This is a genomic window from Pseudomonas frederiksbergensis (genome assembly GCF_000802155.2).
Classification (GTDB): domain Bacteria; phylum Pseudomonadota; class Gammaproteobacteria; order Pseudomonadales; family Pseudomonadaceae; genus Aquipseudomonas; species Aquipseudomonas frederiksbergensis_A.
Map to the genome: position 1 here is coordinate 138,960 of NZ_JQGJ02000008.1, position 13,229 is coordinate 152,188.

At 62.1% G+C, this 13,229-nt stretch carries 12 protein-coding genes; 4 read left to right on the top strand and 8 right to left on the bottom strand.

The annotated features are described in order from the left end of the window. Positions 1–47 precede the first annotated feature (47 nt). A complete protein-coding gene (locus JZ00_RS16770; protein WP_039592084.1) occupies positions 48–1,424 on the top strand; it encodes a multicopper oxidase family protein in 1,377 nt (458 codons plus the stop codon). Then, on the top strand, positions 1,424–1,921 hold the full coding sequence (gene tadA, locus JZ00_RS16775) for a tRNA adenosine(34) deaminase TadA (protein ID WP_039592082.1): 498 nt from the start codon (positions 1,424–1,426) through the stop codon (positions 1,919–1,921). Before JZ00_RS16770 ends, tadA begins: the two co-directional genes overlap by 1 nt. A gap of 40 nt (positions 1,922–1,961) precedes the next feature. On the opposite strand, the gene cmoB is transcribed toward tadA, so the two are convergent. From cmoB to JZ00_RS16815, 8 genes are all read right to left on the bottom strand, one after another. Further along, positions 1,962–2,918: a tRNA 5-methoxyuridine(34)/uridine 5-oxyacetic acid(34) synthase CmoB gene (gene cmoB, locus JZ00_RS16780; protein WP_039592081.1), complete on the bottom strand. Its 957-nt coding sequence runs from the start codon at positions 2,916–2,918 to the stop codon at positions 1,962–1,964. Then, positions 2,915–3,658: a carboxy-S-adenosyl-L-methionine synthase CmoA gene (gene cmoA / locus JZ00_RS16785; protein WP_039592080.1), complete on the bottom strand. Its 744-nt coding sequence runs from the start codon at positions 3,656–3,658 to the stop codon at positions 2,915–2,917. The genes cmoB and cmoA overlap by 4 nt, the downstream gene beginning before the upstream one ends. Before the next feature lie 59 nt (positions 3,659–3,717). Beyond that, entirely contained in the window at positions 3,718–4,353 is a 636-nt protein-coding gene (locus tag JZ00_RS16790; protein WP_039592078.1) for a lysoplasmalogenase, read from the bottom strand. A gap of 2 nt (positions 4,354–4,355) precedes the next feature. Further along, the gene (locus tag JZ00_RS16795; RefSeq protein WP_039592077.1) at positions 4,356–4,748 is read right to left on the bottom strand and encodes a protease inhibitor I42 family protein; all 393 of its coding nucleotides are present in this window, start codon (positions 4,746–4,748) and stop codon (positions 4,356–4,358) included. 142 nt (positions 4,749–4,890) lie between these two features. After that, a complete protein-coding gene (gene lon / locus JZ00_RS16800) occupies positions 4,891–7,305 on the bottom strand; it encodes an endopeptidase La (RefSeq protein WP_039592074.1) in 2,415 nt (804 codons plus the stop codon). Positions 7,306–7,457: 152 nt separating this feature from the next. Continuing rightward, complete coding sequence (locus JZ00_RS16805; RefSeq protein ID WP_039592071.1) at positions 7,458–8,771, bottom strand: MFS transporter; 1,314 nt, start codon at positions 8,769–8,771, stop codon at positions 7,458–7,460. 300 nt (positions 8,772–9,071) lie between these two features. After that, complete coding sequence (locus JZ00_RS16810) at positions 9,072–10,313, bottom strand: CNNM domain-containing protein (RefSeq protein ID WP_039592069.1); 1,242 nt, start codon at positions 10,311–10,313, stop codon at positions 9,072–9,074. A gap of 12 nt (positions 10,314–10,325) precedes the next feature. Next, positions 10,326–11,138, bottom strand: coding sequence for a cytochrome C assembly family protein (locus JZ00_RS16815; protein WP_039592067.1), 813 nt, complete (start codon positions 11,136–11,138; stop codon positions 10,326–10,328). Positions 11,139–11,344: 206 nt separating this feature from the next. On the opposite strand from JZ00_RS16815, the gene ffh reads away from it, so the two are divergent. After that, positions 11,345–12,721, top strand: a complete 1,377-nt coding sequence (gene ffh / locus JZ00_RS16820) for a signal recognition particle protein (protein WP_003198085.1) — start codon at positions 11,345–11,347, stop codon at positions 12,719–12,721. A 251-nt stretch (positions 12,722–12,972) separates the two neighbouring features. Continuing rightward, on the top strand, positions 12,973–13,224 hold the full coding sequence (gene rpsP, locus JZ00_RS16825; protein WP_003198088.1) for a 30S ribosomal protein S16: 252 nt from the start codon (positions 12,973–12,975) through the stop codon (positions 13,222–13,224). Positions 13,225–13,229 lie beyond the last annotated feature (5 nt).

Sequence of the window (13,229 nt, forward strand, 5' to 3'; positions counted from 1 at the left end):
TTTTGCGGGCCTACCGGTCCGTCGCAGATCCAGAGGTAGTCGCGTTCATGTCCTTTACCCGTCGCCAAATACTCGGTGGCCTGGCCGGTCTTGTTGTCGTTGGTGTGGGCGCAGGCGGCGCGTCGCGGTATTGGTTGGGCAAGATGGCCGACGCCGAGGCCGGTCACGACTACGAATTGATGGCAGCACCTCTGGATGTCGAGTTGGTGGCCGGGCACAAGACCCAAGCCTGGGCGTTTGGCCCTTCGGCGCCGGGTACCGAACTACGGGTGCGCCAGGGCGAATGGCTGCGGGTACGCTTCATCAACCACCTGCCGGTCGCGACCACCATTCACTGGCATGGCATCCGCTTGCCGCTGGAAATGGACGGGGTGCCGTACGTCTCGCAACTGCCGGTATTGCCGGGTGAGTATTTCGATTACAAATTCCGCGTGCCGGACGCCGGCAGCTATTGGTATCACCCCCATGTCAACAGCAGTGAAGAGCTCGGGCGTGGGCTGGTGGGGCCACTGATCATCGAAGAACGTGAGCCCACGGGTTTCAAGTACGAACAGACCCTGAGCCTCAAGAGCTGGCACGTCGATGAGCAGGGCGAGTTTGTCGCGTTCAGCATTCCCCGTGAGGCGGCGCGTGGTGGAACGGCCGGACGGCTGTCGACCATCAACGGTGTGCCGCAAGCGGTGATTGACCTGCCGGCCGGGCAGATCACTCGGGTGCGCTTGCTTAACCTCGATAACACCCTGACTTACCGTATCAACATCCCCGGCGTTGAAGCGCAGATCTATGCGCTGGATGGCAATCCCATCGAACCGCGCCCGCTGGGCAAGGAATACTGGCTTGGCCCGGGCATGCGCATTTGCCTGGCGATCAAGGCACCGCCGGCCGGTGAAGAGTTGTCACTGCGCAACGGCCCGGTGCGCCTGGGGACGCTGCGTTCGGTGCCTAACAATGACGCGCCGACCCCATGGCCGCCAGCGCTGCCGCCCAACCCTGTGGCCGAGCCGGACCTGGCCAATGCCGAGAAACTCAACTTCAATTTCGAATGGGTCGGCTCGGTGTCGGTCAATGTCGACAATGGCAAGCCGCCGAGCCTGTGGCAGATCAACGGCAAGGCCTGGGACATCACCGACAAGACCTGCGCCGACCGGCCGATCGCCACGCTGAAAAAAGGCCAGAGCTACATTTTCGAATTGAAGAACATGACCCAGTACCAGCACCCGATCCATCTGCACGGCATGAGTTTCAAGGTCATCGCCTCGAACCGGCACAAAGTCGTGCCGTACTTCACCGACACCTACTTGCTGGGCAAGAACGAGCGGGCGCAGGTGGCGCTGGTGGCGGATAATCCAGGCGTGTGGATGTTCCACTGCCATGTGATCGACCACATGGAAACCGGCCTGATGGCCGCCATCGAGGTCGCGTGATGCGCCAGATTCGCCCTGCCAGGATCATCGACCGCAGCCGTGACCAGGACTTCATGCGCGAAGCCCTGGCCCTCGCCGAACAGGGTGCGGCCCTGGGCGAAGTGCCGGTGGGCGCGGTGCTGGTGCAGGACGGCGAAATCATTGGCCGCGGCTTCAATTGCCCGATCAGCGGCCACGACCCCAGCGCCCACGCGGAAATGGTCGCGATCCGTGCCGCCGCCCAGGCGCTGAGCAACTACCGCCTGCCGGGCAGCACGCTCTACGTCACGTTGGAACCGTGCAGCATGTGCGCGGGCCTGATCGTTCATTCACGTATCGCCCGGGTCGTCTATGGCGCCCTGGAGCCCAAGGCTGGGATTGTGCAGAGCCAGGGGCAGTTTTTCAGCCAGGGCTTCCTGAACCATCGGGTGATATTCGAGGGTGGGGTGCTGGCTGAAGAGTGCAGTACGGTACTCAGTGAGTTTTTCAAGGCCAGGCGAGCCAAGCCTTCAGGCTGAACGCATACCCTGTGGCCTCGGATGGGGGGGCTTGGGCGATTTACTTACGCGCCACAATCACCGCCCGCATCGGTGCCGGCAGTCCTTCGATGGTCTTGCTGTGGTCTGCAGGATCAAGGAAGTCGCTCAGTGATTGGTACTTCATCCATTCAGTGCTGCGCTGTTCCTCGACGGTCGTCAGGCTCACGTCCACGCAACGCACATCGCTGAACCCGGCGCGGCGCAGCCAGCGCTCCAGGGCCGGGACCGACGGCAGGAACCAGACGTTGCGCATCTGCGCGTAGCGATCCTCGGGCACCAGCACCTGATGCTCATCGCCCTCGATCACCAAGGTTTCCAGTACCAGTTCGCCGCCCTTGACCAGGCAATCCTTCAAGGCGAGCAAATGCTCGATCGGCGAGCGGCGGTGGTAGAACACACCCATGGAAAATACCGTGTCGAAGCCTTCCAGCTCCGGCGGCAGGGCTTCGAACGGGAACGGCAGGTGCCAGGCGTTGGGCTGCGACAGATAGCGCTGCACCGCCTGGAACTGACAGAAAAACAGCCAGTTGGGATCGACACCGATCACCGTGTCCGCCCCGGCACCGAGCATGCGCCACATGTAGTAGCCATTGCCGCAGCCCACATCGAGGATGCGCTTGCCCTGGAGGTCGAGGTGCGGCGCCACGCGCGACCACTTCCAGTCCGAGCGCCATTCGGTGTCGACGTGCACACCAAACAGATCGAACGGTCCTTTGCGCCAAGGCGAAAGACCCATCAGCGCGGAACGCATCTGGACGCGGGTTTCGGCGGAACAATCGGCATCCAGCGTCAGCCCGTTCAGCAGGTCTACGGTGGTGGGCTGCAAGACCGGTAGCGCATCGAGGGCGCTTTGCCAACGCTCCAGGTCGCCGTGGCCCTTTTCCATCTTGATGTCGAGCTGCGTTTGCAGCGTCGTGGCCCAATCGGCCAGGGGCGTGCCGGCCAGATGGCGGGCGAGGGGAGACAGATCAATCATGGCAGGGCAATCAACGAGGCGAAGTTAAGGCACTGGAACCACGGCACGACTTTCGAGAACCCGGCTTGCAGCAGGCGTTCGCGGTGTTCTTCGAGGCTGTCGGGCTTCATGACGTTTTCGATGGCGCTGCGTTTCTGGGCGATTTCCAGTTCGCTGTAGCCGTTGGCGCGCTTGAACGCCACGTGCAGGTCGGTCAGCAGTGCGTGCTCTTCGGCATCGTTGAAGCGCAGCTTTTCGGAAAGGATCAGCGCGCCGCCGGGCAGCAACGCCTGATGGATGCGACTCAGCAGGGCGGTGCGCTGGTCTGGCGCGATGAATTGCAGGGTGAAATTCAACGCCACCACCGAAGCCGGCTGGAACGCCAGGGCCAGGATGTCGCCCTCGATCACCTCCACGGGCAGCAGCTCCTGGAACATCGAGTCCTGGCCATTGAGGTATTCGCGGCAGCGCTCGACCATGGCCGAGGAATTATCCACCGCAATCACCCGGCAGCCGTCGGTGCGTACGTGACGGCGCAATGCCTGGGTGACGGCTCCGAGGGATGAGCCCAGGTCATAGAGAACGCTGTTGGGCTGGGCGAATTGCGCCGCGAGCACACCGAGGTTCTCGACGATGGTCGGGTAGCCTGGCACCGAACGCTTGATCATGTCCGGGAACACTCGCACCACGTCTTCATTGAAGGCGAAGTCGGGCACCTGGGCCAAGGGTTGGGCGAATAGGCGATCGGGCTCTTTGCTCACGGCGGTTCCAGCGGCTGGGGCGGTTAAAAGGCCGGCATTTTAACCAGAAAAACGCTGTTTTAGTGCGGCTTTTGGGGAAACGCTGACGCGGTGATTCCCCACTGGCCCAGCCAGTAACTGATGATGATCAGATAAGGCGCGGCATGGAACGGCGCCACGAACCGGTTGATGCCGATCAGGCTGTCGGAAAAGACAAACCCCAGCGCTCCGGCTGCCGCGAGCAGGGCCGAGCGTTTCGGCACCTCGGTCCCCAAGCGCGCCAGGGCTCTCCAGAGCATTGCGCTGATTACCAGGCCATAGACGATCACTGGCACCAGCAACGGTCCGAGGCCATTCGAGACCAGTATTCCCAGTAGCAAGGCGCCGATGAACAAGGCAGCGGCCAACGGCACCAGCGCCGGGCGGCGGCAGTCACTGAGATAAGCTTTCAGGTAGGCCAAGTGCGCCAGTAAAAACGCGCCAAGCCCGAACACAAACAAGTCGCCCGGCCAAGCCAGCAACACATCGCCCCCTAACGAAAAAATCAGCCCGAGACTGATCCAGCGTCGATATTCGCCTGGCGGCGCGTCGTGCAGCCAGCCGAGCAGGGCCAGTACCGGCATCGGCTTGACCAGTAGGCACAGCAACGTGGCATGCACGCTCAGGCCGTACATAAAGGTGGCCGCACCCATCAGTGCGAGGACCAGCCAGCCCACAGTCAATTCACCGAAATGGCGCAGTCAAACGTTTCCACGGGTGGCACTTCCGGTGCCCAAGGCTGTTGATACGTCAGGCGCAAGCGCCCGGTACCGCCTGCAAAGGCCTGGAAGCGCCAGGTCGAGACCCCGGCGGCCCCGACCACGCCAGCGTCCTCGGGGTTGCGATAGACCTCGGGGCCAAGGCCTTTGAGGACGCCACCGGCCGAGTCCTGGATACTCCAGCGATAGCCCGTGGTGGGGTTGCTCGGCAGGCTCAGGATCAGATTCTGGCCGCTTTTGAGCTGCACTGGGCATTGGCTCTGTTTTTCCACCGTCACGATGTGTTTCGGCTGTGTGGCGCAGGCGCTCAGCAGGGCGAGGCTGACGGGGACAAGCAGGCGAGTGAGGGACATAAGGGCAACGGCTCCGGCGTTTACGACGAACGGCGAGCATAACCGAAGATGCTACTGGGTGTGTCAGGAGGAACAGGTTGTTTGTAAGGGCCCCACCGCGAGCAAGCTCGCGAATGGCGCCTATACAGTCTTTAGATCATGCTCAGAACAACACCTTCGCCACATCCGCAAAGCGCTTGGCAAAGTGCACCGTGACGCCTTCCTTCAGATAGTCCGGCAATTCCTCGAAGTTGCCCCGGTTGGCTTCCGGCAGGATCAGTTCATTGATCTTCTGCCGGCGCGCGGCGATGACTTTCTCGCGTACACCGCCAATCGGCAGTACATGCCCGGTCAAGGTCAGTTCGCCCGTCATGGCCACGCCTTTCTTCGGTGGCTGGTTGCGTGCAAGGGACAGCAGGGCACTGGCCATGGTCACGCCGGCGCTCGGGCCATCCTTGGGCGTGGCGCCTTCCGGTACGTGCAGGTGGACAAAGGCTTCGTCGAAGAACTTCGGATCGCCGCCGAATTGCTTCAGGTGTGAACTGACGTAGCTGTGGGCGATTTCCGCCGACTCCTTCATCACCTCGCCCAGTTGCCCGGTGACTTTGAAGCCCCGATTGAGCGTGTGGATCCGCGTCGCTTCGATCGGCAGGGTCGCGCCGCCCATGCTGGTCCAGGCCAGGCCGGTAATCACCCCGACGCCGGACAGGACCTGTTCGTTGCGGAACACAGGTTTGCCCAGGGAGGCCTCGAGATCTTTGGGCCCAAGCTTGATCACCGCTTTTGGCTCCTCGATCAGTTTCATTACTGCCTTGCGCACCAGTTTGCCCAGTTGTTTTTCCAACTGGCGCACCCCGGCTTCACGGGCATAGCCGTCGATCAGGGCCTTGAGGGCGTTGTCGTTGATGCTCAGGCTGCCCTTGGAGACGCCGGCCTTGGCCAGTTGCTTGGGCCACAAATGGCGCTTGGCAATGGCGACTTTTTCTTCGGTGATGTAGCCCGACAGGCGAATCACTTCCATACGGTCCAGCAGCGGGCCGGGGATCGAGTCGAGGGTGTTGGCGGTGCACACGAAGAGCACTTTCGACAGGTCCAGGCGCATGTCCAGGTAATGGTCGAGGAATTCGACGTTCTGCTCAGGGTCGAGGGTTTCCAGCAGTGCGGAGGCCGGGTCGCCCTGGTAGCTCTGGCCCATCTTGTCGATTTCGTCGAGCATGATCACCGGGTTCATCACTTCGACGTCCTTGAGCGCCTGCACCAGCTTGCCCGGCTGGGCGCCGATGTAGGTGCGCCGATGCCCCTTGATCTCGGCTTCGTCGCGCATGCCGCCGACGCTGAAACGGTAGAACGGCCGTCCAAGGGATTCGGCGATGGACTTGCCGACGCTGGTCTTGCCCACGCCGGGTGGGCCCACCAGCAAGACGATCGAGCCGCTGATCTCGCCCTTGTAGGCGCCCACGGCGAGGAATTCCAGGATGCGGTCCTTGATGTCGTCCAGGCCAGCGTGGTGCTGGTCGAGAATCTTGCGTGCATGCTTGAGGTCGAGCTTGTCCTGGCCGTAAACGCCCCACGGCACTGACGTTGCCCAATCCAGGTAATTGCGCGTGACGGCATATTCCGGTGAGCCGGTTTCCAGGATCGAGAGCTTGTTCATCTCCTCTTCGATGCGCTTCTGGGCCTGGGCCGGCAGCACCTTGCCCTCCAGGCGTTGCTCGAACTGCTCCAGGTCGGCGCTGCGGTCGTCCTTCGTCAGCCCCAGCTCCTGCTGGATGACCTTGAGTTGTTCCTTGAGGAAGAACTGGCGCTGATGTTCGCCGATCTTGCTGTTGACCTCGGCGGAAATCTCCTTCTGCAACCGCGCAACCTCGACTTCCTTGCGCAGCATCGGCAGGACTTTCTCCATGCGCTTGAGCATCGGCACGCAATCGAGCACTTCCTGCAGCTCGCTGCCGGTGGCGGAGGTGAGGGCGGCGGCAAAATCGGTCAGCGGCGATGGGTCATTGGGGCTGAAGCGGTTGAGGTAGTTCTTCAGCTCTTCGCTGTACAGCGGATTGAGCGGCAGCAGTTCCTTGATCGCATTGATCAACGCCATGCCATAGGCCTTGACCTCGTCGGTCGGCTCGCTTGGCTGGTGCGGATACTCGACTTCCACCAGGTACGGCGGGCGATGGTGCTTGAGCCAGGTGCGGATGCGTACGCGGGTGAGGCCCTGGGCGACGAACTGCAATTTGCCGGCTTCCCGGCTGGCGTGGTGCACCTTCACCAGCGTGCCGTAGAGCGGCAGCTTCGAGGTGTCGAAATGACGTGGGTCTTCCTGGGGCGAGTCCATGAAGAACAGCGCCAGGGAATGATGTTCGGACTTGGCCACCAATTCCAGGGTTTCGGCCCACGGTTCTTCGTTGACGATGACCGGCAGCACCTGGGCCGGGAAGAACGGACGGTTGTGGATTGGAATGATATAGACCTTGTCCGGCAGGCTCTGGCCAGGCAGGGCCAGGCCGGTGCCGGAGGAAGTATGTTCGATATGCTCGGATTCAGCGTATTCGTTCGTCGCTTCAGTAGAGTGCTGGTCGCTCATGGGGCACCTGCGCAATGGAGTATGGATCTTAGATGGGGCAGGTGGGGGGTGGTTTCAATGGGGGGAATTGTCAGCTGTTATTTCACTGCCTCCCGTTCAGGTCGGCGACAGGTTGGCGTGGCGAGGGAGCTAGGTCCCTCGCCACGGAGACTTCAGGAAATCCGGTTCAAGTCGTTATGACGCGTTTCCTTCAGGCATAGCACCGCGATTACGCTCAGCACTGCGGCAGCGGAGACGTAGCCGCCGACGTAGCTCAGGCCGCCCATCGCCACCAACTTCTGAGCGAAGAACGGCGCTGCGGAGGCGCCGACGATGCCGCCCAGGTTGTACGCCGCCGAGGCACCGGTGTAGCGCACATGCGTAGGGAACAGCTCCGGCAGCAGCGCGCCCATGGGGGCAAAGGTCACGCCCATCAGAAACAGCTCGATGCACAGGAACAGCGCCACGCTTCCCGTCGACCCTTGGGTCAGCAGGGGGTCCATGAGAAAACCCGAGGCCACCGCCAGCAGGCCGCCACCGATGAGCACCGGCTTGCGGCCAAACCGGTCGCTCGCCCAGGCCGACAGCGGCGTGGCGGCGGCCATGAACAGCACCGCGAAGCACAGCAGGCCGAGGAAGGTCTCGCGGCTGTAGCCCAGGCTCGCGACGCCATAGCTCAGGGAAAACACCGTGGAGATATAGAACAGGGCGTAGCACACCACCATCGCGGCTGCGCCAAGCAGTGTCGGCGCCCAGTACTGGCTGAACAGCTCGACCAAAGGGATTTTCACCCGTTCCTGGCGGGCCATGGCGCTGGCGAAAACCGGCGTCTCGTGGAGCTTGAGGCGTACGTAGAGGCCGACGATCACCAACACGGCGCTGAGCAGGAACGGAATTCGCCAGCCCCAGGAGCGGAACTGCTCATCATCCAGGGTCATGGCCAAGGTCAGGAACAACCCGTTCGCCGCCAGGAAGCCGATGGAAGGACCCAGTTGGGGAAACATGCCGAACCAGGCGCGCTTGCCTTTGGGCGCGTTTTCGGTGGCCAGCAAGGCGGCGCCACCCCATTCTCCGCCGAGCCCCAGGCCTTGGCCGAAACGCAGCAGGCACAGCAGGATGGGAGCCCAGGCGCCAATGCTGGCGTAGCCGGGCAGCACACCGATGAGCGTGGTGCACACGCCCATCAACAGCAGCGAGGCCACGAGTGTCGACTTGCGCCCGATCCGGTCGCCGAAATGGCCGAACAGCGCCGAGCCCAGTGGGCGGGCGAGAAACGCGATGCCGAAGGTCAGGAAGGACGACAGCATCTGTGCCGTGCCGGAGGTCTGCGGGAAGAATACCGGGCCGATCACCAGCGCGGCGGCGGTGGCGTAGACGTAGAAGTCATAGAATTCGATGGCGGTGCCGATGAAGCTCGCGGTCGCCACTCGGGTGGCGGAGTTGGTTGGCTCGACAGGCACGGCGTCGTTGCAGGTAGTGGTTGTCATGCGGTTATCCCTGACAGTCATGTGCTCCGTTGGAGCGAATTATTATGGTCGAACCCCCAGGGATGTGGGGTGGGCGCTGTCGCTGTTTCGGGTAGGAACAGTCGCAGGGCTGAAGCGGATATGGCCGGTGAACGGCCCGGAACCGTCTTGGTGCAGGGTAGGCACCGGGTTCGGGCAAGGCTGGGTAAGCGAATTGAGTATAAAAAGGAGGCTAACGAATCAACAAGTGAGCCCGCACACAATATCAGGGCTGACGATGAGCTTTTTGTGGCGAGGGGATTTACCTTGAGCTGCTGGGATTCAGGAAAAAGTCGGCACCGTACTGTTATGCCACACCAACACCTGGCTGACGCGGTTATCAACGGTTTCGATGATTTCCAGCCGGTAGCGGCCAATCTTCAGGCACACCGGGCTTTCCGGGATGGTTTCCAGTGCTTCGGTCACCAGGCCATTGAGGGTCTTGGGCCCGTCGCAAGGCAAATGCCAGCCGAGTGTCTTGTTCAGCTCGCGGATCGATGCCGCGCCATCGATCATCAAGCGCCCGTCGGGCTGGGGATGGACGTGGGGGTTGTCGAGGCTGTGCTCGCTTTCGAACTCGCCGACGATTTCCTCGAGGATGTCCTCCAGGGTCACGATACCCAACACTTCACCATATTCATCTACCACCATGCCCAGGCGCCGCTGTTGCTTGTGAAAGTTGAGCAACTGCAACTGCAGCGGGGTGCTTTCGGGGACGAAGTAAGGTTCGTGGCAGGCAGCCAGCAGTGCTTCCTTGGTCAGGCTCGCATCTGCCAGCAGATGACGAACCTGACGGGTATTGAGCACCGCTTCGACCTGGTTGATATCGCTGTGGAACACCGGTAGGCGGGTACGCCGATTCAGGCGCAACTGGTCGATGATGTCGCCGATGGGGTCGTCGAGGTTGATTCCATCCACCTCGCTGCGAGGCACGAGGATGTCGTTGACGGTGATGTTGTCCAGCGCATGGATGCCGGAGACCGGATGGACCCGACCGCTGCCCTGTTCCTGCTCATGCTCGGTGCGCGGCGCCGCGGGCATTTCATCGTCGCTTTGCTGGACCGCGCCGGGCTTGTGGGCAAAGGGGCGCAGCAGCAATTGGCTAAGGCCATCGAGCAGCCAGGCCGCCGGATAAAGGATTTTCAATGGCACGCCAAGCAAACTGTTGCCCAGGCCCAGCACTGCATCGGGATAACGGGTGGCAAGGGTGCGCGGCAGGTAGTCGGCGAACACCAGCAGGGCTGCACTGGTGCCAAGCCAAGCCAGCCAGGGGCCGTTTTCCAGCCAGGTGAAAATTGCCAGCCATGTGCCGATGACCACGGCGAGGGCGCGACAGAGGGTGTTGCAGAGGATCAGGCTGGCCAACGGGAAATTCAGCTTCGCCAATGGCTTGTCGCCGGCGCGCGAGGCCCTGCGTTGGGCGAGCAGATGTTGCTGGGCGGCTTCGATGGCCGTGAACAGGGCTGACCAGAGGATCAGCACGACCATCACCGCAAACAATGGCCCCAGGGGCAGCCTATCCATCAGCGTCGTCCGTTAGACATGCAGGATGTATTCGCGGACCAGCTTGCTGCCGAAGTAGGCCAGCATCAGCAGGCAGAAGCCTGCCAGGGTCCAGCGGATGGCTTTGTGGCCACGCCAGCCGAGGCGGTTGCGGCCCCACAGCAGCACGCTGAACACGACCCATGCCAGGCACGCCAGCAGGGTCTTGTGCACAAGGTGCTGGGCGAACAGGTTCTCGACGAACAGCCAGCCGGAGATCAGCGACAGTGACAGCAGGGTCCAGCCCGCCCAGAGGAAACCGAACAGCAGGCTTTCCATGGTCTGCAGGGGCGGGAAGTTGCGGATCAGCCCGGACGGGTGCTTGTGCTTGAGCTGGTGATCCTGCACCAGCAGGAGCAGCGCCTGGAACACCGCGATGGTGAACAGGCCGTAGGCGAGGATCGACAGCAGGATATGAGCAAGGATGCCCGGCTCCTCGTCGATGATCTGCACGGTGCCCGAGGGCGCGAACTGCGCCAGCAACACTGTGGCCAGCCCCAGCGGGAACAGCAGCACCAGCAGGTTTTCCACCGGGATGCGCGAGCAGGCCAGCAGCGTCAGGGCGATCACGGCCACGGCGATCAGGCTGGCGGCGTTGAAGAAATCCAGGCCCAGGCCGATCGGCGTCATCAAGTGGGTGAACAGGCTGACCGCATGGCCGAGCACCGCCAGCACGCCGAGCGTGACCAGCAGGCGCTTGTTCGCCTTGGCGCCGGAGGCCAGGCGGGTGCCCTGATAGAAGGTCGCAGCGGCATAAAGACAAGCGGCGGCGAGGGTAGCAAGCAAGCTGGGTGACAAGGGGAGCATAAATCCTGTTAGGCAGGCCCGAAAGGCGCTGAGTTTGGCATAGAACCCCTACCGCACGAAAGACCGCCGCAACTGACAGCGAGGTGTACGTCGCACGCTTCTTCGCTATAATCCGCGACCTGCCCACGCCGCAGGCTCGCCGAGCACATATTTCACGGTCTGGGCCGCCATTATCCCGGTCTCATCTGGGCCTGAAAGGATCGCGCATGTTTGAAAACCTAACCGACCGTCTCTCACAGACGCTGCGCCATGTCACCGGCAAGGCGAAACTGACCGAGGACAACATCAAAGACACCTTGCGCGAAGTGCGCATGGCGTTGCTCGAAGCCGACGTCGCCCTGCCGGTGGTCAAGGACTTCGTCAATTCGGTGAAGGAACGCGCCGTCGGCACCGAAGTGTCGCGCAGCCTGACGCCGGGCCAGGCGTTCGTGAAGATCGTCCAGGCCGAGCTCGAAAGCCTGATGGGCGCCGCTAACGAAGACCTCAATCTCAGCGCCGTACCGCCAGCGGTAGTGCTGATGGCCGGCCTGCAGGGCGCGGGCAAGACCACGACAGCCGGCAAGCTGGCGCGCTTCCTTAAAGAGCGCAAGAAGAAGTCGGTGATGGTGGTGTCGGCGGACATCTACCGTCCGGCGGCGATCAAGCAGTTGGAAACCCTGGCCAACGACATCGGCGTGACGTTTTTCCCGTCCGACCTGAGCCAGAAGCCGGTGGACATCGCCCAGGCGGCTATTAAAGAAGCAAAGCTGAAATTCATCGACGTGGTCATCGTCGATACCGCCGGTCGCCTGCACATCGATGAAGAGATGATGGGTGAGATCAAGGCGTTGCATGCCGCGATCAACCCGGTGGAAACCCTTTTCGTCGTCGATGCCATGACCGGCCAGGACGCGGCCAACACCGCCAAGGCGTTTGGTGATGCGCTGCCGCTGACCGGCGTGATCCTGACCAAGGTCGACGGCGACGCCCGTGGCGGTGCCGCGTTGTCGGTCCGCGCCATCACTGGCAAGCCGATCAAGTTCATCGGCATGGGCGAGAAGAGCGAAGCGCTCGAGCCGTTCCACCCCGAGCGTATCGCCTCGCGTATCCTTGGCATGGGCGACGTGCTCAGCCTGATCGAGCAGGCCGAGCAGACCCTAGACAAGGACAAGGCCGACAAACTGGCCAAGAAGCTGAAGAAGGGCAAGGGCTTCGACCTTGAAGACTTCCGCGACCAGCTGCAACAAATGAAGAACATGGGCGGCCTCGGCGGCCTCATGGACAAACTGCCGAACATCGGCGGCGTGAACCTGGCGCAAATGGGCAACGCCCAGGGCGCGGCTGAAAAGCAGTTCAAGCAGATGGAAGCCATCATCAACTCCATGACCCCGGCCGAGCGCCGCGACCCTGAGCTGATAAGCGGTTCGCGCAAGCGCCGTATCGCCATGGGTTCCGGCACCCAGGTGCAGGACATCGGTCGCTTGATCAAGCAGCACAAGCAGATGCAGAAGATGATGAAGAAATTCTCCGCCAAGGGCGGGATGGCCAAGATGATGCGCGGCATGGGCGGTATGTTGCCCGGCGGCGGCATGCCGAAAATGTAAAGAATCTGCGCCGGCTGTCATGTCGGCGTTGCCCCGCACGGAAGCGGGGATCTCCAGCAAACCCGCACTGCGCGGGAGCTGACCTGCCGTTTTTCATGACGGCTCTATGGCAGATCTTGATCGCACGGCGCCAGGCGCCGGAAAAAGTCATTTGCAAAAGTCCGGATATTCCTTAGAATATGCGGCCTTTCGGGCACCTATGCCCGCTGTGCATTTAGATTTGCAGCACCGACTACAGGAACGATGTTCACATGCTAACAATCCGTCTTGCCCTTGGCGGCTCCAAAAAGCGCCCGTTTTACCACCTGACCGTAACCGACAGCCGCAACCCGCGCGACGGTTCCCACAAGGAACAGGTTGGTTTCTTCAACCCTGTTGCCCGTGGTCAGGAAGTTCGTCTGTCCGTGAACCAAGAGCGCGTAGCCTACTGGCTGAGCGTTGGTGCACAACCTTCTGAGCGCGTTGCTCAGTTGTTGAAGGAATCGGCTAAGGCCGCGGCCTGAGCAGT